A 21,620-nucleotide genomic window follows, 5' to 3' on the forward strand; every position below is an offset into this window, starting at 1 on the left:
TAAGGGTTTATAAATTATTGCCTATAATACCGAGCGGATCGAAAGTAACCAACTGCTTTTAGACCCGATTAAGTGACTTATGTGTAAATACTAGTAAATTGATATTTCTGTGTTCATCTTAACTCACCTTTCCAATACTTTCACTTGGTTAACTATAAACAATTAAATAAATAAGATAACTACTTTTTATAAAAGTAGTTATTAATAATTTTAGCTCCTAAAAAGTAATGGAACAATGAAGACTGGCATAATTTACTGAGAGTAATAATTTACTAGAACATCCATCAAAATTTCATCAAGGGTCTCGAAAAAAAAAGGTTGGCGCTAAGCTTGCGCAGCCCAACGTCACGCATGGCTTATTAAAATGGCAGGGGTTGTGGGTAGCAAGACGTGTTGGGCTTCATGCTTCAGTCCAACCGATTTTTGGATATTTTGTATGGAAGTACCGCAAGCCAAAACAAAAGCCCATTTTAAAACGCGGGCTTTTACCCTGTTTGCTATTCAGGGCTTTATAAACCTATTTTTTACTGATGTTTTCAACTTATTCTATTAACTTATTATTTTTCATGAGCTGTTGTATTTGCTGTTGCTCTAATGCGGCTTCAAATATAAACACTTCATCTAGCCCACCTTTAAAATATTTTTGTTTTTCGTGCGTTGCATCCTTATTAAATCCAAGGTTACGCCCCATCGATAATGGTTTAGATTGTGGATGATTTAATTGCGTATTCACTTTAGCAATAGACTTGTTATGTGTTTTTTCAAGTAAACCATCAACATATAATAAAACGTGTGTTGAAATATCTGATGTCTCACCGCCATATAATACAATCGCAATGTGATGCCATTCGTCATCACGTAAATCGGTTGAGCCAACAACTTGAGCATTATAGGTGCCTATGCGAATACGCCCTAATGGGCCATTAACAGGTTCTGGGTTAGGCGAAACCTGCCAAGCAGCGTAATTTTGTTGCAAGCCCCAACTCAAAATACCGTATGCATTGTCTACACTGAAATCAGTTGGCACTTTTAGCCAAAATGCAACCGTTCGAGGTGCATCTTGCCCAATACCCGGAAACGATGTTTGTAACCAATTAGCTTGTCCGTCAAAATAAACCGAACGGCCAAATTGACCAGCACTTTGCGTTATTTTAGGTTTATGTTCTGGTGTTTTATCAATGGCGGTATATTGCTGGCCATTTATTCCCGTACCATCCGACAAATAGGCAGAGCCTGATTGTGTATCGAACGACCAATGTAAATAATCAGGGTTTTGGGCTGATTTACCCGGTAACACGCGCATAAATTCACTTGATTCACTTTTAATCACCAACATTTCGTCAGCTAAATTAAAAGCCAGTGCTTCATCTTTTTTGATGTGTTTATAAGTTTGTAAATTGTTCGCTCGCGCTTTTACTTCGCCATCTAATACGTGTACTTGTGATTCGCCATTTTCTTGTACGTCGACGCCAAATTCAGTACCTAAATCAATGATTTCGGCACTGGGTGTATCAATTCTAAACCCGATGGCTTGTTCTGGCACTCGGGCAACCAACTTGCCTTTGGTTAAAATAACTTGATCAGCCGACCGAATGTCTAATTCAATCGGGGCTTCAAGTACTAACACCACGCCATTGCTAAGCTCAATTTCTGTATACCCTTGTTCTAGTTTTATTTTTCCACGTCGAATGCGGTTACCCACATTTAACGATTTTTGGCTATAAGGCGTTGCGGCTGTTTTAGTAATAACCGCGATGTCACTGTTGATCAACATAAAATTGCTTAGCATAAATAAGCCCATAAACATCACAATACTGGCGGCCATGGCTTGCGGTTTAAAAAACCAATTTTTAGGGGATCTTTTGTGATCAACAACGTTTATAACCTTGTTGGCAATGGATTCTGAACTCGGTTTTTCTAGCGCGATACGCTCCATCACGTTATTAATAAATTGGCTGTTTTGTTCGGGTTTTAGCGCCATTTCAATTAAGCGTTCGGTTCGGGTTAAACGCGTTAATTCTTGCATAACTTCAGGGTGTTCACGGCATTCTTTTAATAATTCAGCACTCACCGCTTCGCCACTCATGTAAGCAGCAATAAGCTGGTTTTGCTTAGCTGTTAGTGTATGGTTATTTTCCATTACCTTATTACCCCACTACCCCATTGCCCGTAACGTTAATTCGATGCAATCTTTTAATTTTTGCCGAATACGATGCATGCGCATTGTCATTGCTGAATGCCGTATTTTATATTTTCGGGTTAGTTCGGCTACCGAAAAGCCTTGTGTATAATGTTCTAACATCAGCGTATGCATTTTATCGTCTAACTTGGTTAAACACGATTTCAGTGCTTCAATCGATAACGACTCATTATGGTCGTCATCATGTTGTTCTAAATTTTGGTTAATTAGTAATTCAAGTTCTGCATCACTGCCTATCGCCACCGGCCGTAATTTGCGAGTATGGTTTTTGAGTAAGTTAATCGCGATGCCTCTTATCCAAGCCCCTAGCGGACGTGTTTCATCAAATTCATCGAGTTTGTTATAAGCTAATATAAAGGCTTCTTGCGCTAAATCTTCGGCCTCGTGCGTATTGGCTAATCTTACGCGTAAACAAGCACGCACCGAAGGTTCGTAACGCTTAACCAATAAAGCATAAGCTTGCACATCGCCCTGGCGTACCTTAAGCACTATTTCAGCATCGGCGATGGTGTGAGCCTTTGTACTATCTAGCATATACATTCACGATTAACTTATTCTTCCTCTATTATTGCGGCGTTTTCAAACCCTGTTCTTTTTGGCTTGCTTTTACGACCTGTTTTTACGACTCGCTTTTTCACTGCCATTTGATTGCGCTTTAATTAACGGCAATTTCAAACAACGCAGCAGGAACCTGCTCTGCAGGGTGGTCTAATTCAATGCGTAATGTATCGGTTGTGATCCCTTCAGGTATTTTAATCGTGTTGACCGTTTGATAGTTACCCACCACATTGGCGATAATCGTGCCATCAGCACTTTTAATTCGATAAGACACTACACAGTATGGCATCTTATTTTCGGGGTGCTCCATCAAAACAGTTTCTAAAGCATGATCAGCATCGGTATCAAAATACAAGGTGATCTGATTAATAACAACCGGTACCGGCCACGTTAACGTTAAGCAAGGCTGCTCGTCCATTAAATTGGCGACCCAAGCATTGGTTTTAAGCCACGGGCGTAAGTAACCATTGTTAACCTGCTCAACTCCATATGCATTTAATGCAGGCGCCAGTTGTATAGCCAAATTTTGGCCTTTAGGTCGGCGCTCTGGCGTCCAAAATTCAAACTCATCAATTCCACTATTAGCGGGCGCTGCTTGTTTACCCGTATTGGATACCGCTTTATGCACTTTATTGAATACGGCCATCGTCCCGCTAATCAATTGGTCTGAGATGGCAATTTCAACAGCTTCGTTTGCTATAAACGTAATAAAGCCATATTGATCATTTAAAACCACATCCGAAAAATCTAATTCTATGGTTTGTCGCCCTGTATTTAAAGGCACTTCAATCGATTTACAAATCAACTCAGGTGTATAGTTTTCAGGTTTTTCACTCACTCTAAGTTGCGTTATTAGGGTTGTTGTTTGGCGCACGTTAACCTCAACTTTAACCTTAGGCGCGGATCCTTTTTTGAAAGGCAATAATTGGGCACTCGATTGGGCTAACAACATAAACTGGCCGCTTGTTGTATACCCTGTAAACGCGAGTTCACTGCTGGCGCTTAATGTAGCTTGAGACACTAAACTGCTTGATTTATCAAGCGGTACGCCAGGTATACCATGACCAAATGCATTCAGCTTTTGTTGTAATTGCCGCATATTTTCATGCTCGGTGAGCGCTTTGGGGGTTAGCGATTTTTCTAGACAAAGTGCGGCCGCGGTACCCACTGCTTGCCCGCCATGGGCGCAGGTTATCATAACTCTTGTGGAGCCATAAGCCATGTGCGTTGCGCTTATGTTACGCCCTGCTAAAAATAAATTATCGATATCTTTACTAATAAAACAACGATAAGGAATTTGATAAACCCCTTTTGAATGATATTGAGAACAGGCTGGTTTATCACTATAAATGCCTTCTGATGGGTGTATATCAATGGCCCAGCCGCCAAATGATACAGCATCATAAAACGAGGTTTGCTCAACCACATTTTGCTGAGTCAGCATGTATTCGCCATTAAAACGACGGCTTTCACGTTTGCCCGGCACCGTGCCCACCCACTCTAGCGTTAAATTATCAACATCTTCAAATTGACCGCTGTTTTTAATGTAATCCCAAATACCATAAACAATTTTCCATAATTCCCATTTAATTTCTTCGGTTTCGTATATCGTGTCACGCACACCGCCATACTCTACCCACCAAAATTTCACACCTGAATCGTGGCCTTGTATGTTTTTTGAACGTGGGATAGCCCCAATCTCTTTTTGCGTGTAAGCAAAATTAGGCGCTTTATATTCAACCACGTGATCGACTTTTTTGCTGTAAAAAAATAAGGTATGCCCGAGTAGTTGATTACTTTCTTGTTCGGCTGCTAATAATTCACCAAATTCATGCCGAGATTCAGCCCCTATTCGAAAACTGGCACCGGCATTAAAGCCAACTAAACCATCGCCGGTTGCATCACAAAATAAGGGAGCCGCAAGGGTATATTCTGTTGAATTTTGACTGCAAAATGCTTGAATACTGGCGATTGTGCGCTCAGATGATTTATTCACTTGATAAGCAGCCGTATTTAATAGCAAGGTTATATTGTCTTCGGCTGCAACTTTATCGAGCAAGATGGCATCAAAATATAAAGGGTTACCGTCTTTATTGGTTTTTAAGTTTTCGAGCATGACCTCGTCAATAATACCGCCTTCACGCGACCAACGATTATTGTTGCCCATGTGCGATGTTGCCCCTAACGCCCAAATACGCACTTCACTTGAAGCGTTACCGCCTAATACCGGACGGTCTTGCACTAAAATCACTTGGGTTCCGGCTCTTGCTGCCGCTATTGCCGCGCATACGCCCGCTAAACCGCCGCCAGCAACAATAAATTCGGTTGTTAATGTCACCACTTTATTGCTGCGTGTTTCTTTATTAAATGCTTGTTTTATCATATTAAATTGTCTTACTACTGTGTATTAGGTTGGGTTCTGTTAGTGCTTTTTCAGCCCGAGCTAAGTGCTGTTCTGCCGTTAAGCTTTGCGCAAAATAAACATCGGGGTGATGAATAATATCGGTCTCTTTCATGTCGGGTTTGATCCCACGTTTCACTTGGCTGTCTGGTACTAAATTACAATCAAAACGGCCTAAAAAACTGTGTTTGGTATTGGGATCCGTTTTATCTGAAAAATGCGATATGCCCCAAGTGATACCTTCGCCATATTCATTGCTATTAAAGGCATCGGCAACATAAGGCCCTGCGGCTATTGGCATTAAGCCAGTGACAGAGGCAATGCTAAAATTAACGCCGTCTGCTGCATATTGGATCGTATTATTTTCATTACCATTACGAATAGCAAAAGCGGCAACGCCTTGTTTGAACGGAAAATAGGTCGTCTCGTGCCCTGAGTTTAAAATAGGGTTAAGCGGGTGTTTGTTAAAAGGGCCTAATGGGTTGTCGGCAATAGCTAAACCATTACCAACTAAATACTCAGGCCGATCACCATAAGCCGATTTGTAGTACAAATGAATTTGCCCATTGCGCACTAACAGGTAAGGATCGTGTATCGAAAACTGATCCCAACTGCCCTTTTCGCCATTTTCAACGACAATTTTGCCGCAAGGTGTCCAAGGGCCTTGTGGTGAGTTAGCCGACGACATCGTCACTGGGCAGTGATCACCTTTTAAACCACTGGCCTCCATAAAGGCTTGATAGTATAAATAATACCGACCTTGCCAAACTAAAATATCGGGCGTAGAAACTGAGCGCCAACCCAAACCGGGTTTACGGGGTCGACTCACCGCAACATTTTGTTCTTGCCAGTTAAAACCATCTGCACTGGTGGCATACCAAATATCGGCTAAATCCCAATCGGTTGATGGTACGGTATCGCTGCAACCTTCTGGCCCGCTTGGCGGTATGGGTGTATGGCGTTTGGTATACCACATGTAATACAAATCATTGACGCGTATGATCTTTGAAGGATCTCGACGTGATACGGTGCCGTCTCCGCCGTTATAATCAAACCCTTGCAGCTGAGTATATTTAAAGCTAGTAAATAAGTCGTTGTCTTCTGGCCTTGGGGTTAAATACTGATCATACAAACGTTCCATCGCCTGACTAAGTGGACGTTCCGGTTTTGTTTGGGGTATATCCCAAGGAAAGCTCGCTTGCGGCATTTTAGTAAAAGCACCATTACTCATAAGTCACCTCGCTCGATTTAACAATGCGAAATTTATATAAAATAAAACAGCCAATAAATGTGATAACACCGCCCATTAACGCGACCATTATGACGTCTTTAATGCCCCCCTGTGCGGAGCCTTGATCAGCAATAACCGCCAGACACAGCATCAAACAACCGATTAAGGTGATGCCAAAACCGATAACACGTGTGCCTTTTGTATTCTCTGACGTTTGTTCTTGTAGATGTTCTTGTTTAGCAGCTTGGGCTTTTTTCAACTCGGTCGCTTTATAGTGTCGATACAAGGGGGCTTCTTGCCCTTTAACGCGTGCAATTAATTCAAAAACCGTTAATAACATAACGGGGATAAAGACCCCCATTAACATTTCTTCGGCTCGATCTAATTTAATATCAAGTAAATTGGGCGCAATAAATTTAAAGAAACCATTAATCGTTAACGAAATAAACGTAGTCGTTAAAACGGTTTTTCCGGTTTGAAAACGTGAAAATAACAGCCAAATAGGCGGTAAAAATAAAGCGCCGCCGGTTAAAGCCGCTAAGGTCATAACCACTTCAACCACGCCGCCCATGTAAGGCACCAACAAGGCAATGGCAATGGTAACGCAACCTAAGCCAATTGTGGCTAAACGCCCCACTTTAACCAGTGTTTGTTGTGATGCATGCGGTTTGAAATGTTTAAAAACATCATTGGTGATCACACCCGCCGTGATATTTAGAGCCGTATTAATTGAACTCGATGTTGCAAACACCATCCCCCCAAGCATTAAACCCAACATACCAATGGGTAAAACGGCTTTGCACATCAGTAAATAGGCACCTTCGTCGGCTAAGCCTGTTAACTCTGGGTTTAGCGCACGATAAATCATCGGCGGTAACATCCAAATCAATGGGCTGATTAAATACAAGGCACCAAAGAGCCAGCCCACTTTTTTAGCATCTTTAGGCGTTGCCACACTGGTAAAGCGTTGAATATAGGCCCAGTTACCGGCAATAAAAAATAAATTGTACAAACCAAAGGCTAAAATAAAGCCCCACGAATATTCACCGTTCACTAATGAGAAAAAATTGTCCGGTGCTTTGGCAATAAAATTACTGACACCGCCAATTTTATCAAGCGATAAAGGCACAACAATTAATACCGCTGCAGTTAACACAACAAACTGTAATATGTCGGTTACGATCACCGCCCACAATCCACCTACCGCAGTGTAAAACAAGATCAACAACCCCAAACCAATAATAGTGTTAACAATGGGCAACCCCGTTGATACTTCAATAATCTTGGCAACAGGATATAAAAACGTACCCGTTGAGAAAGTCGCAATCGTTAAAAAGATAATGGTATATACTTTTTGAACTCGGTGCCCTAATCGCGCTTTTATAAACTCTGCAGCGGTTAATACATGCGTTTTTTGCCATCTTGGCGCAATAAAAAAGCCGATAATCAAACCCGCTATGCACATGGTCCATTGTATGGTTACGGCAACCCAGCCATTGCTATAAGCAATTGAGCCCCAAACCACAAATGTGCCTGCCGAAAAAAAGCTCATAAACAAAGACAACCCGCTCATCCACCAAGGTAAAGCGCCGCCCGCTGAAAAAAACGTTTTCATGTTTTTGCCCGAGCTCGAAAAGCTTAAACCACAGCCAACAACGAGTAAGGTAAATATAATGATCACGCTAATATCGATACTACTCATATACTTCTTCTTTCATTAAATTCTTTATTCAAATAAAGTTAAGCACGTTAAGTGCTTAACAAAAAAATAAGACTCACAAGGAATACCGGCTATTTAGGTTGGTAATAACGCACCCAATCAATTTTCATGCTGGTACCATCAATGGCATCCGTGACAGGGCCGGCAATATCGGCTTTTAAAATGGCAAGGCTAAACAGCAAAGAGGTTTCGTTAAAACAAACGTCGTTGCGCAGGGTGTAATACAACTTGCCGTCAAAATAGAATTTAAAATAATTTTCATCCCACTCTAAACCGTAGGTGTGGTATTCGTCGGCGAAGTTAGCAGCTTCAATTGCGGCATCATATTGCTTAATATTTACCCATTGCTGACCATCATAATAATCCAGCGTGTAATCGCTCATTAAGTTACGATACATACCGGTTGAGGGTCCTGATTCTTGTAACCAACCGTTGACAAATTGCACTGCGCCGATTTCTTTTTCGTCTGCCCAGCTGATCTCTAACCATTTTTGACCATGCTTTTCTGACACCCAACGCGTATCTAATTTATTATCGATGGCATAAATTTCTTTTGACGGTAAGCGATTAAAAATACCGTTAGTTGCAAGCTGTGTATCTGGTGCTTGAACATGATTTACGGGAGCCTGTTCATCAAGTGGTAACAAAGCATTGGGGTATTCTGTAGCCGGTGAAAATACCCGAAATTCATTAATATGAATTGACGCAGGATTAGACGACTTTAGACGGATTTTTTTAGTTTTAATGGCATTTAAAAGCGTGATGGTGTGATCAGGTTTACCGATCAGGGTGTGATGAAGCTGATCATCAGAATGGCTCACTCGGCCACTTGGCAAAGTGTAGGTGTCGGTCCAATTATGTACATTAGTATTAATTATATTGGGATAATGGCCTTCATTAATGTCAATTTCACATGATTTTTCGCCTTCAGCAACGCCTTGTTTAGGCCAAAACCAAAAAGAATTGTTGGTTCCGTATGCGCCCGCGTATTTATAACGCGCTTCAAAATAACCATAGCCAAATGTGCGCTTGGTCCATACATTACCAGATGTCCAATCTTGTCCGCCTCTGCTCTCTTTACGGTTAATCAACTGTAAAATTCCGTCTTTAACAACCGCGTTTTCACGCCAACGACTACCCAATACCCACGGATTTTCGGTTGCTGAATTTTGCGAAATCCATTCAGTATCTAATTGTTCGTTAGCATAGTTAAATTCGTCATGCCAAGCTAATTGCCATTGCGATAAATCAATAGAACGAGTGGCCGTTTTGGCATTTAATGACGTATTCGTTTTATTTATGGCTAATTGATTAGCGGAATTAGAGACGCAGCCCAGTAAAAGCGTCGTCGTAAAACATGCCAACACAGATGATATTTTCATTTTTAAGTCCTGTATGAATGAATGTTTTCCGCGTTACTTATGCTGTTACAAGCAATTGTTACGGCGGCTTTTACAACAAGAAACAAACGGTATATACAGGTGTATTGTCACCACAATTAAAACTGACACTTTAAATTTTAAAAAAGATTTAGGTTAATGCGGTAGAAAAATGAAGGTGAAAAATAAGGTAAAAAGAAATCAATATAGCGCCATAAAACTAAATAGATGTCGGTTTAACTAAAACGAAGATAGAGTGATCAATTGTTTGTATCGATACGTATTAAAATACAATGATACAAAGCATTAATAATAAGTGAGCCTATATGTTTTCATTTTTAAAAACCGACCCAAGCAAAAAATTAAATAAGCAACACGCGTTAAAACTTGAGCAAGCCATGCACGCCCAACGAAATGGCGACATTAAAACTTATTCAATGTTAACACTTGAAGCCGATACGATTTACAAACAAATTCTGGCAATAAAAGAAGACGAAAATAAAAAAGCTTAAGATCAAACAAAGGCAGTTTAGAAGACGATTATACCCAGCTATTTAGGTATAATCGCACTTAACTAAACGACTAAAAGAAAAGATTTTTTGGTTAGAAACACAGCGCTTAGAATTAATAAGCTAAAGCGATATTATACCTATAAGATGATGTGCACTGCTTAAGTGTTTTTTAACCAAATATCGGCATTGATTGGCGGTTTATTTTTACGTTTTTTCTTACCAGTACCTTCAGGTTTTGCCATCGGTTTAGCAACGGGTTCGCTAACCGTTTCATCCGCTTCAAACCCTTCGATTTGTTCACGTTCAAGTCTAATTTTATTCTTCTTTTCAATAATTTTAAAATGGTGGTAGTCTTCGTGATCAATCAATGAAAAAGCTAATCCCACCTCGCCTGCACGTCCACTTCGACCAATACGGTGCATATAATCCGATGGGCTTCTTGGTAAATCAAAATTGATCACAACCGGTAATTTTTCAATATCGAGACCACGAGCGGCAATATCAGTCGCGATCAATACATCTATTTCGCCAGTTTTAAACGCTTCGAGCACTCGGGTGCGAGCACTTTGCCCTTTGTCACCATGAAATACATCGGCCACAATACCGCGTTTAGACAGTTTATCGGCTAAATGGTTACAACTACTTTTAGCATTAACAAATATCAGTACTTGTCGCCATTGATGCGTTTTTATTAAATGCGCCAATAGCGCGGTTTTATTGCCTTTATTAACCGTAAAAACACGCTGTACTAACGTGCTTGAATCCGCACTTTGTACTTGAATTTCGATGGGGTTATCAAGTAATTCTTCCGTTAACGTTTTAACTTGTTCTGGAAAAGTAGCAGAGAATAATAAGGTTTGTTTTTGCTTAGGCAGCAAGGCGAGCAACTCAGATAACTCGTCGGTAAAACCTAAACTCAACATGCGATCGGCTTCATCTAATATTAACGTTTTAACGTTATCAAGTTTTATCGCATTGCTTGAGATTAGATCAAGTAACCGTCCAGGCGTTGCCACCAGTATATCGGTCCCCCCACGCAAAGAGAGCATTTGTGTATTCGTAGATACCCCACCAAAAACAGCAACCGTTTTTATAGCGCCGTTAAAATGGACCGCATACGATTTAATGCTATCAGCCACTTGTTTAGCAAGCTCTCGGGTGGGCACTAAAATAAGCCCCGATACGTAATTACCTTGTGGCTTAACTTCATTTTTACGCGTGCTGAGTGGTGCATCTTCATAAATGTGTTGCAATAAAGGTAAGGCAAACGTGGCTGTTTTACCTGAGCCGGTATTGGCTCCCGCAATAAGATCTCGTTTTGCTAACACACTGGGTATCGCTTGTGCCTGTATGGGGGTGGGTTGAGAATATTCCAGCTCAACAATTCGAGCTAACAGCGGTGAAATAAGGCCAAGATCTTGAAAAGTAGCGGGAGTAGTATCAGAAGTCATGAAAGTTAAAGCTCAAAGCAAAAAAATAGCTGAGCATTTTAACTTATTTAAGCCTAAAGGCGTTAATAAAATAGGCAAATTGGAATTTAACAACGGATTAAATACGACCGAATAACAAGCAATCAAATGTTTCGTCATTAAATATAACCTTATTTCAATTTACCAAAGTGTAATATAAATGTTAACATTTGGTAATAACACTGGTTTTACATAAGGGTTTTGTTGTGTATTTATTTGTTAAGTTACTTGTTAAGTTATCCGCTTTTTTATTAACTCTCTGTATTTTATGTTTTTTTTGCCTGCCTCATCAAGCGATGGCAACACAATTCAAATCGTCTAATACCATTACTGTTGCAACGCATATTGAGCCGCCTTTAATTAATATCGAAAATGGCATGTTTGTTGGTCAAAATGCCGATATTGCCCGCCTGCTCGCCCAATCAATTAATAAGAAAATCAGTTTTATAAAATGTCCTTTTGCTCGGTGTTTAGCGATGGCTGAAAAAGGTCAAGCCGATATGATGATCGCCATACGCAAAACGGCTGAACGAGAAACTTATTTAGATTTTTTATCTCAGCCTTTTTCTAGTCACATATTACCCGTGCGTTTTTATGTGCGTAAAAATAGTAAACTGGACATTAATCAATACGATCATTTACTGGGTTTGAAAATAGGCATGCTTCGAGGGGCTACTTTTTTTGAACGTTTTGATCAAGATCATACCCTACAAAAAATTACGTTGCCCAATCATAACCTATTAGTCTCTATGCTCATAAAAGGCCGTATAGATACCTTTTTAGGTAGAGAAGTTTCTATTGAAGCACGCACCGATAAAGAGACTTATCAAAACGAAATGAAAATGGCACCGTATATTTATCAAAAAAAGGTAGATGCTTACATTGCCGTCTCAAAAAAATCACCACTGAGAAAACAAGTTCCTGCTTTATCTAAAAACTTAATAACGTTGTTAAATAATGGGGCTATCGAAAAATTACTCATTAAATAACCTAAGCTTGGTATAACAACTTGCTTTCTAGGCTGTATTCTCAGTTTGAATGGGCAAACATAGGTGAAATTTATTTATTATTAATGACAAATAATCGTATTATTTTGGTAATATTGCTCTAAATAGTCATTAATCACACATTGATATGCAGCTCACTTCTATTGTTACGTCTGACGAACCAAAAGCAAAAAAATCACTCGATAAATTTAATCACCTGTGGAAAGAAATCGATAGAAAAACCCTCCGCAATCAACGCTTAAAAGAGAAGCAAGAAGCGTTTTTTCAGCATTTTCAAGACCAAGTCAGCCAGCATGAAAAAGATCTACTCCTCGCAACTGCCAATTTAGCCAGTCATTTAACTCAATTTGTTTCGCGTAAATCATTGTCCGATGTAAGACGAGAATGTTTAGTTGATTGGATAGAATCTGAACTTTATTTTGTAGAGCAAACCCCCTTAGCAGCAGAATTAGGTATCGAGCAAATAAGACAAAACCTGCATGATCAAATCAGCCGTTTAGTCGAGCTAGATTCAGACGCTGATGCAGATCAAGCGATGGATTGCGACCACATTAGAGAACTGCTGATTAATCTAACCGGAAGCGACTTTGATTTATCAGATGAAAAATTAACAGAGATAGGCCAAAGCCCAGCTGACTTTGAAGCATTTTTAAAAAATGAATTAGAAGCGCTGCTCGCGAATGAAAGTAACGACGATCAACATGACGGACCTTTTGGTGCCAATGATTTTGATGAAGATGACTTATTTAATGGCTTTAATTTTAATGAAGATACAGATGATGACGAGCAAAAATTTAACCATAACTCAACGCAAAGCCCACAAAAACAAAGACTCGAGCAGCTGTTTAAAAAAAGTCATATCAACAAAATGTATAAAAAGTTAGCTCAGGTATTGCACCCCGATAAAGAAACCGACGAAAGTAAAAAACATGAAAAGCAAACGCTCATGCAAGATCTTTCTAAAGCGCGTGAGCAAAATGATGTGTTTACTATTATCTCTATGTTTAGCCAGTATATTCCAGATGCCGATATCACATTAGATGATGAGTCGCTTAAAAACATCATTTGGCTGCTCACTAGCCAAACCGATGAGTTAGATCGTGACTTCGCCGATTTAAAATATAGCCGAGACCCAATCGGCATCGTTTGGAATAAATTTGGTAAAGGTCGAAAGCACGAAGTAGCAAAAAGATTAAAAGAACACAAAGCAGAGTTAACAGAGAAAGTTGATGACATCGAATATATCATCAAATATTGTACTAATTTAAAAGTTTTAAATAGGTATTTGGCTGAACGAATTGAAGCAAATGAAATAAATAACTTCGGTTTTAGCAACCCATTTATGGACGAAGATATTTTTGACCAATTTTTTGATTAAATAAAAGATTTGTAGGCCATAAAAATCAGCATTTTATGGCCTTTACCCCCACTTTAGCGGATTGGCTAATTAGCAAAACGCCCGTTTAAATATTGAATAATGTCATTAGATTCATACATCCACTCAACACTACCATCTGGTTTTTCAATTTTTAAACAAGGGACTTTTAATTTACCGCCGCCTTCGAGTAACGCTTTTTTACTGGCCTGATCACGTTTAGCATCAAAGGTATTTATCGTTAAAGATTGGCGCTTCATTGCACGTCTTACTTTTACACAAAATGGGCAAGCTTTATATTGATACAAAGCGAGTTTGCTAGTTTGTTCGTTTATTTCGGTTTGGCGCTCAGGTGTTCGTTTAACACCACGCGGTGTGGATAACCAATCAATTAATAAAATGAGAGCGCCTAAAATCGCGCGTATAATAGCCATGAGGTTCCTTACTACAATTAAATTGCGCGAGATTTTAAACAAATTAACCAAAAACGGAAATAATAAATCGGACTGTTATAGTTTAACTCAACTTAAATTCAAAAAATAAAAGCGTCATAACGACGCTTTTATCAAATCTCACCTCAAAATAGGCAATATTAGCCAGAAAAAATTAGTTATTGGTTTCAATGGCACTTGGTTTTTTAAGCTCAAATAAAGATAAAACAACCAAGCCGGCAATAATACCGGGTAAGCCTTCATATACCATCGCATGCAACTCAACCCAGCGCCAAGTCAATGCGACAGCAAAACCAATAATAACAGCGGTAATGCTAGCCAACTGTGACGGTTTTTTACCTAAGCATAGCCATAATAATAAAGGTGAAAAAGCACTGGCTAAGCCCGACCACGCCATAATAACCATGCCAAATACACTTTGGTTATTCATTAACGCAATCAATAAAGCAATGCCCGTTACGAATACCGTTGTTGTTTTTATAACCCATGTTTTTTCAACTTTTTTAGGTAAAATGTCATGTGTTAATGCAGCAGAACAACTTAATACTAACGAATCAGCCGTTGAAATAGTCGCTGCAAATATCCCCGCTAAAATCAAACCGACTAACACAGAGGGTAACAATGCTTGCGCCATTGTGGGCAGTGCAAGCTCGGCATCAAAAGTAGCCACATCGGGTAAATAAATACGCGCGAGTAAACCGACTCCGGTCGCCATACAATAAAACAGCGAAAACCATAAGTAATACCATGCTTTAGCTTGCTTCATGTTTGATGTGTTATTGAGTGTCATAAATCGCACCATAATATGCGGTTGCCCAATAACAGAAAGCCCAGCGACTAGCCAGCTAACAATAAATAACACGCCCCCCATCACACCCGGTACAACGAGATCTTTAGGTAGCCAGTCCATATAACCATCAACGGCTTGCATTTGATCAATGGCACTACTCACGCCCCCCAAGTTCATAAACGCAATAACCAATAATGTGCCCATCGCCACGATCATAACGATAGATTGTGCCGCATCGGTCCAAATAGAGGCGCGAATTCCACCCGAAAAGCAATATAAACTCACTAAAACCGCACCACCTACGGCCCCCGACCACAATGGCCAATCGAGTAATACATGCAATGCTTTACCACCAGCAACCAATTGAGCTGCGGCGTAAACCAATAAAAACAGCAACGAGATGATACCGATAAGACGTTGCAATGAAGAATGCTTTTGCCCATACCAATTACTCAATACGCCAGAATAACTGATCTCTTGGCCAGCATTTGTGGCTTCAAGTAAACGCCGGTGAACATATAAAGACGCTAAAAAGTCACCTAATATCCAACCAATCATTAACCAGATAGAGGCAAGCCCAGTTGCGTAGGTATAACCAATCACCCCAATAAACATGTATCCACTATTATTAGTGGCGACAGCAGATAAACCCACTAACCAAGGTTTGATACTGCCACTCGCTAAATAGTAGTCTTCTTTGGTGCCTCGGCTGCGCCAAGCAGACGACAAACCAATTAAGGTAAATAATAATAAAAAACCAACAAATGAAATTAACATCGATATCTCCTAAAACGAGATTATTGCAAACAATATGCTTAATGATTTAATGAATGAAGCGCCCAAAATGTATACTCACTTTTAAGCGGTTAAGGCGTCAAGTTAGCCCATCAATAACAAACGGCTCATGATTGTAAAATTAATTTAATATTTGTTTTTTAACATGAGTCCACTTAAATTTTACGCCCGCAACTTAGCATTAATAAAGATAACCTTCAAATCTGCGTGGTAAAAACACAACAAAGCACACAAGAAATAGAAACCGCACTCGGCACCTTCAAAGCGGGCGCAAGCAATGTGGTTGTGGCGATAAAACGAACCGAAAACACCAGCCAAACCGCGGTTAACGAAGCACAAGCAGTCACAAATGACTTAAATGAGTTAACCGATTATGTCACACAAATAAACGAATTAAGTGTGCAAATATCAACCTCTGCCCATGAGCAAAATTCGGTTATTCAAGAACTAAATCGAAATATGTCTCGTATTCATGACATGGTCGATAACTTAAATGCGAAAGAACAAAATGTGCGCCACGAAACTGAAAACATTGAAGAAATAAATGAGCAATTGGTGCGTATTGTTAACACCTTTAAATTAGATTAAATATTAAATTTAAAATAAATTGGGTAGCCAATAATTCATTTTACTTTTAGATATTTTAACAAAAAAAAGCTCGATCTTATTGCAAGACCGAGCCTTTGAACATGACACCATTCTTAGTTTGAATGGCTCTATTTAGCGACAAGAGCGCGGGCGTTGTGTAATTTTTTATAGCTTTCAATTAACCGCAGATGCTTGTCGAGCCCTTCTAAATTCATACTTGTTTCGGTTAAACCAAAAAAGGTAATTTCACCAAAAACAGACCCAACAACATTTTCCATCTGTTCTTCACCATACATGCGGTTAAAGTTGGCTCGGTAATCGTCTAGCTCGAGTTCGTCATCAAGTGTCACTTCAAGCACGGCACTCACCGCTTGATAAAATAAGCCGCGCTCAACGGTATTATCATTGTATTGTAAAAATTCACCAACCAGTTCGTTAGCTTCTTCTAAGGCGCCTAAAGCCAAATAAATTAATATTTTAAGCTCTAATATGGTTAATTGGCCCCACACAGTATTTTCATCAAATTCAATGCCAATAAGCGTACGAATATCAATGTAATTATCTTGTTGGCTTTCTTCTAATCGTTCAACCAAGCTAATTAATTCATCTTCGCTTAAGCGGTGTAAGTTAAGTATATCTTCTCGGTAAGCGAGTGATTTATTCGTGTTATCCCAAATCAAATCTTCAACTGGGTATACCTCAGAATAATCAGGAACCAAAATGCGACACGCCGTTGCGCCCAATTGATCAAATACCGCAACATACGACTCTTTGCCAAGGTCTTTTAATATAGCCATTAAGTTGTTGTTTTCTTCTTCGGTTGTACCTGAAAAATCCCACTCCACAAATTCAAAATCATGCTTAGCGCTGAAGAACTTCCATGAAATAATACCGGTTGAATCGATAAAGTGCTCAACAAAGTTTTCAGGCTCCGCTACCGCCATACTGTTAAAAGTCGGTTTAGGCACATCATTTAAACCTTCAAAGCTTCGACCTTGTAATAATTCGGTTAAACTGCGCTCTAAAGCCACTTCAAAACTCGGGTGCGCACCAAACGACGCAAAAACACCGCCTGTTCTTGGGTTCATTAACGTAACGCACATAACCGGAAATTGCCCACCAAGCGACGCATCTTTAACAACAACCGGAAAGCCCTGCTCTTCTAGCCCTTTTATACCCGCAACAATGCTCGGGTATTTAGCTAATACACTTTCAGGCACATCGGGTAATACAATTTCTTGTTCGATAATTTGGCGTTTTACCGCTCGCTCAAAAATTTCAGACAAGCATTGCACTTGCGCTTCAGCTAAATTATTGCCTGCGCTCATGCCGTTACTTAAAAATAAATTTTCGATTAAATTCGATGGAAAATACACCGTTTCGCCATCTGATTGACGTACGTACGGTATTGAACAAATGCCACGTTCAGCATTACCCGAGTTAGTATCAATTAAATTTGACCCACTCAGTTCATCATCTGGGTTATAAATAGCTAAGCAATAATCGTCTAGAATACCTTGGGGTAACGCGTCGTCGTCTTCAAGTGCAAACCATTTTTCGTTTGGATAATGCACAAAATCTGCATTAGCGATCTCAGGCCCAAAAAATTGATCATTATAAAAAAAGTTACAATTTAAACGTTCAATAAACTCGCCCAATGCCGAACACAACGCACTTTCTTTAGTCGCGCCTTTACCATTGGTAAAACACATAGGCGATGCTGCATCTCTAATATGCAAAGACCACACATTAGGCACAATATTACGCCATGATGAAATCTCTATTTTCATGCCAAGATCAGCTAAAATAGCACTCATGTTAGCAATGGTTTTTTCAAGTGGTAAATCTTTACCTAAAATAAAGGTGCTTGCATCGGTTTCGGGCGTGGCCATTAACATCGCTTGCGCATCGTCTTCAAGACTTTCGACGGCTTCGACTTTGAATTCGGGCCCCGTTTGAATAACCTTTTTTACCGTACAGCGATCAATTGAACGTAAAATACCTTTTCGATCTTTATCTGAAATGCTCTCAGGTAATTCAACTTGAATTTGAAAAATTTGATTATAACGATCTTCCGGATCCACAATATTGTTTTGCGATAGCCGAATGTTTTCAGTTGGAATATCGCGTGCATTACAATAAACCTTAACAAAATAAGCTGCACACAATGCTGAAGAAGCCAGGAAATAATCGAATGGGCCTGGCGCAGAGCCATCACCTTTATAACGAATGGGTTGATCGGCAATAACCGTAAAGTCGTCAAATTTGGCTTCGAGTCTAAGGTTGTCGAGGTAATTTACTTTGATTTCCATTAAAAAATTCCAGTATCGTGGGCAGCGTATTCAACTTATATTGCAGGGTAAACATAAATACGGCTTTTAAGCAGGTTTAAGTATTGCGCTAATTATCGTGTTTTTCATCGCAATAGTCTTGGTAAAATTGCCTTATGATGCAAAAAAATAGCTTATTTGTGTTTTTACATACGCCTTGTTGCTTCTTCCATTTAATACCGATGCTTGAATAAAAAATACGAATCGGTAAATTCACCCTTTTTTTATTCAAACACGGTTCAATCTATCTCACACGCTTTGTCGTTTATCGACAGAAAACAACCAACTTATCTTTAGTGCTTTATTAATGACTTAATACACGATATAAATTAATCAGTGATTAATATGATTTGAATGAGGTATAAGGTTGCTAACTGAAAAAATGGATCGGGATTTAATCGTAGCGGGGCCGATTTTACGCCATGTTTCATCAACACAATTTACGTTGTGGTTAGTTACACAAAAGCAACTCAATGCCAGATTAATCATTAATGATAACCAGCAATCAACGCTATATTCCAACCCCCTTGATGCAACGAATTGCAGCACAACCCAAGTCGGCACCTATTGTTTTGTACACTTAATACACATTAATTTAAATGTGCCCTTACCCACAAACACATTATTGCATTACGACCTGATTTTTAAATTACCCGAGGGCGACAAGCATTTAAACCAATTGTTGCCCGATATTAACTACACAGGGCAAAATAAAATAAGCTTTAGTGTGCCTGAGCAAATCAACAGCCTTATGCATGGCTCTTGCCGAAAACCACATCATTACCAAGATGATGCTTTAAGTGTATTAGACGATAAATTACAACATACCGCTCAAGACCATCAAGCAAGACCCGCAATGCTGATCATGTCGGGTGATCAAGTCTATGTAGATGACGTTGCCGGCCCAATGTTAAGTGCGATACATCAAACCATGCAGCTTTTAGGTTTATTTGAAGAGCAATGGCAAGGCACCGATATAAACAATACCACTGAATTACTCAACAGCTTGCAATGTTATTATGCGCGTGACCAATTGCTACCTGATGACAAAGCCAGCCAGAAAGTACTAGAGCTATTTTTAGGCGGTAAAAGAAAACCTATTTTTACCGCCGTAGGCGCACATAACCATTTAATTACGTTTTCAGAAATGATAGCCATGTATTGCTTAGTTTGGTCACCTACTTTATGGCAACATATTAACTTAAAACACATTAAGCCCAATTTACCCCCTTCGCATAATCAACGTTATGACAAAGAACAAATTCAAATTGAAAAATTTGTTAACGATTTAAGCAAAGTAAGACGTGCACTAGCCCACGTGCCCACGTATATGATTTTTGACGATCATGATGTAACCGATGATTGGAACTTAACACGGGGTTGGGAAGAAGCCGCCTACGGTAATCCCTATTCTAAACGCATTATTGGCAACGCTTTATTAGCGTATTGGTTATGCCAAGGATGGGGCAATAAACCTGAAAACTATACAGAGCTAGCCGAACAAATAAAACCACAATTTACTGAACACGGCCTGAACAATCATGATCAAGCCGTGCAAAACGTATTAGATTGGCCACACTGGCATTATTATTTAAACACACAACCTAAGGTCATAGTATTAGACACACGAACACACCGGTGGCGCTCTGAAACAAATCCTAATAAACCCTCAGGTTTGATGGACTGGGAAACATTAAGCGAACTACAAAGCCATTTAATTAACGAACCCAGCGTAATAATGGTATCACCGGCCCCGGTGTTTGGGGTTAAATTAATTGAAGCCATTCAGCATATTTTTACCTTTTTTGGTAAGCCACTCATGGTTGATGCTGAAAATTGGATGGCACACCCAGGCTCTGCAAATGTGATCTTAAATATTTTTAAGCACCTAAAAACGCCGCCCAATTTTATTATTTTATCGGGCGATGTGCATTATTCATTTGCTTACGATGTGACACTACGCTTTAGGCGTAATAGCCCACGGATATTACAAATAACGGCGAGCGGTTTAAAAAATGCCTTTCCGGAAACGTTACTGCGCTGGCTAGATAAAATAAACCGCACCTTGTATTCACATCGGTCGCCGCTTAACTGGCTAACAAAACGCCGTTATATGAGCATTAAGCGGCGGTTAATCAAAAACGATACAACAAATTCGGTATTATTTAATCACGCCGCCATAGGCGAAATCGTATTAGCGGATAATATTGATGATGTGCAAGTTAAAGTGCACACACCCGACGGGCGAGAAATAGAATTTGAATGCCCAACCACCCGCACATCAAATAATAAAACGCCTTAACGCACAAGTTAAAGGTAAATCGAACCGCTTTGTCCGTAAATGGGCTTATGGATATAATTTAATTTAACCAGACTTGTTTAAAAAGTGGGGATTTCACCTTCTGTATTTAGTAGCAAGCGTGCAGGACAGTCATCGAGTAGCAAGCGTGCAGGACAGTCATCGAGTAGCAAGCGTGCAGGACAGTCATCGAAATTTAGCCTTTGTTAGTGTTTCTATCGAACAGTTGGTGAGTTGTATTTTTTCATTAAGATCAACAAAAAATACCTCCATCGCCGACAAATCGGCAATGGAGATATGAGTTAATCATTATTTGATAAAAAAATAGCAATTTGTACGCACGTGAGAAATCGTGCAGGACAGTCATCGAAATTTAATTAGCCGCGATGGGCTCAAATCGTAAACGCTACCAATCAAGTGAAGAAATACAAAAATATGCGGGGATTGCGCCGGTCACTGAACGCAGTGGTAAAAAAGAGTGGATACATTGGCGATACTCATGCACAACATTTTT

General features: G+C 39.7%; 15 protein-coding genes and 1 pseudogene. 6 read left to right on the top strand and 10 right to left on the bottom strand.

Annotated elements, in window-relative coordinates; genetic code table 11:
* Positions 1–541: 541 nt before the first annotated feature.
* From DPX34_RS15990 to DPX34_RS16015, 6 genes are all read right to left on the bottom strand, one after another.
* Positions 542–2,140, bottom strand: a complete 1,599-nt coding sequence (locus DPX34_RS15990; RefSeq protein WP_111979454.1) for a LamG-like jellyroll fold domain-containing protein — start codon at positions 2,138–2,140, stop codon at positions 542–544.
* Positions 2,141–2,155: 15 nt separating this feature from the next.
* The gene (locus DPX34_RS15995) at positions 2,156–2,734 is read right to left on the bottom strand and encodes an RNA polymerase sigma factor (RefSeq protein ID WP_111979470.1); all 579 of its coding nucleotides are present in this window, start codon (positions 2,732–2,734) and stop codon (positions 2,156–2,158) included.
* 121 nt (positions 2,735–2,855) lie between these two features.
* Complete coding sequence (locus DPX34_RS16000) at positions 2,856–5,141, bottom strand: FAD-dependent oxidoreductase (RefSeq protein WP_111979455.1); 2,286 nt, start codon at positions 5,139–5,141, stop codon at positions 2,856–2,858.
* Position 5,142: 1 nt separating this feature from the next.
* Positions 5,143–6,390 carry a glycoside hydrolase family 117 protein gene (locus DPX34_RS16005; protein WP_111979456.1) on the bottom strand — a complete coding sequence of 416 codons (1,248 nt, stop codon included), beginning with the start codon at positions 6,388–6,390 and terminating at the stop codon, positions 5,143–5,145.
* Complete coding sequence (locus DPX34_RS16010) at positions 6,383–8,092, bottom strand: sodium:solute symporter family protein (RefSeq protein ID WP_111979457.1); 1,710 nt, start codon at positions 8,090–8,092, stop codon at positions 6,383–6,385. Before DPX34_RS16010 ends, DPX34_RS16005 begins: the two co-directional genes overlap by 8 nt.
* 89 nt (positions 8,093–8,181) lie before the next feature.
* Complete coding sequence (locus tag DPX34_RS16015) at positions 8,182–9,492, bottom strand: glycoside hydrolase family 16 protein (RefSeq protein ID WP_111979458.1); 1,311 nt, start codon at positions 9,490–9,492, stop codon at positions 8,182–8,184.
* 323 nt (positions 9,493–9,815) lie between these two features.
* Between DPX34_RS16015 and DPX34_RS16020 the strand changes: the two genes are divergently transcribed.
* Positions 9,816–10,001, top strand: a complete 186-nt coding sequence (locus DPX34_RS16020; RefSeq protein WP_111979459.1) for a DUF6435 family protein — start codon at positions 9,816–9,818, stop codon at positions 9,999–10,001.
* Between the two features lie 158 nt (positions 10,002–10,159).
* Here the strand turns inward: DPX34_RS16020 and DPX34_RS16025 are convergent, their stop codons facing one another.
* Complete coding sequence (locus tag DPX34_RS16025; RefSeq protein WP_111979460.1) at positions 10,160–11,452, bottom strand: DEAD/DEAH box helicase; 1,293 nt, start codon at positions 11,450–11,452, stop codon at positions 10,160–10,162.
* 224 nt (positions 11,453–11,676) lie between these two features.
* Between DPX34_RS16025 and DPX34_RS16030 the strand changes: the two genes are divergently transcribed.
* A complete protein-coding gene (locus DPX34_RS16030; protein ID WP_111979461.1) occupies positions 11,677–12,459 on the top strand; it encodes a substrate-binding periplasmic protein in 783 nt (260 codons plus the stop codon).
* 145 nt (positions 12,460–12,604) lie between these two features.
* Positions 12,605–13,855 (top strand): hypothetical protein, encoded by a 1,251-nt coding sequence (locus DPX34_RS16035; protein WP_111979462.1) that lies wholly within the window; start codon positions 12,605–12,607, stop codon positions 13,853–13,855.
* 65 nt (positions 13,856–13,920) lie between these two features.
* Here DPX34_RS16035 and DPX34_RS16040 read toward each other — a convergent pair whose 3' ends face one another.
* Positions 13,921–14,286 (bottom strand): glutathione S-transferase N-terminal domain-containing protein, encoded by a 366-nt coding sequence (locus DPX34_RS16040; protein WP_111979463.1) that lies wholly within the window; start codon positions 14,284–14,286, stop codon positions 13,921–13,923.
* 172 nt (positions 14,287–14,458) lie between these two features.
* Positions 14,459–15,871 carry a sodium/proline symporter gene (locus tag DPX34_RS16045; RefSeq protein ID WP_111979464.1) on the bottom strand — a complete coding sequence of 471 codons (1,413 nt, stop codon included), beginning with the start codon at positions 15,869–15,871 and terminating at the stop codon, positions 14,459–14,461.
* A 225-nt stretch (positions 15,872–16,096) separates the two neighbouring features.
* Between DPX34_RS16045 and DPX34_RS16050 the strand changes: the two genes are divergently transcribed.
* Positions 16,097–16,477: a methyl-accepting chemotaxis protein gene (locus DPX34_RS16050; RefSeq protein WP_157964759.1), complete on the top strand. Its 381-nt coding sequence runs from the start codon at positions 16,097–16,099 to the stop codon at positions 16,475–16,477.
* A 128-nt stretch (positions 16,478–16,605) separates the two neighbouring features.
* Here the strand turns inward: DPX34_RS16050 and DPX34_RS16055 are convergent, their stop codons facing one another.
* On the bottom strand, positions 16,606–18,789 hold the full coding sequence (locus DPX34_RS16055) for an OsmC domain/YcaO domain-containing protein (protein WP_111979466.1): 2,184 nt from the start codon (positions 18,787–18,789) through the stop codon (positions 16,606–16,608).
* A gap of 400 nt (positions 18,790–19,189) precedes the next feature.
* Here DPX34_RS16055 and DPX34_RS16060 point away from each other — a divergent pair, with 400 nt between their 5' ends.
* Positions 19,190–21,109 (top strand): alkaline phosphatase D family protein, encoded by a 1,920-nt coding sequence (locus DPX34_RS16060; RefSeq protein ID WP_111979467.1) that lies wholly within the window; start codon positions 19,190–19,192, stop codon positions 21,107–21,109.
* A 374-nt stretch (positions 21,110–21,483) separates the two neighbouring features.
* Positions 21,484–21,620, top strand: a pseudogene (locus DPX34_RS16065) (transposase); the annotation flags it as partial.

This window comes from Algibacillus agarilyticus, assembly GCF_003286125.1.
Lineage (GTDB): Bacteria > Pseudomonadota > Gammaproteobacteria > Enterobacterales > Alteromonadaceae > Algibacillus > Algibacillus agarilyticus.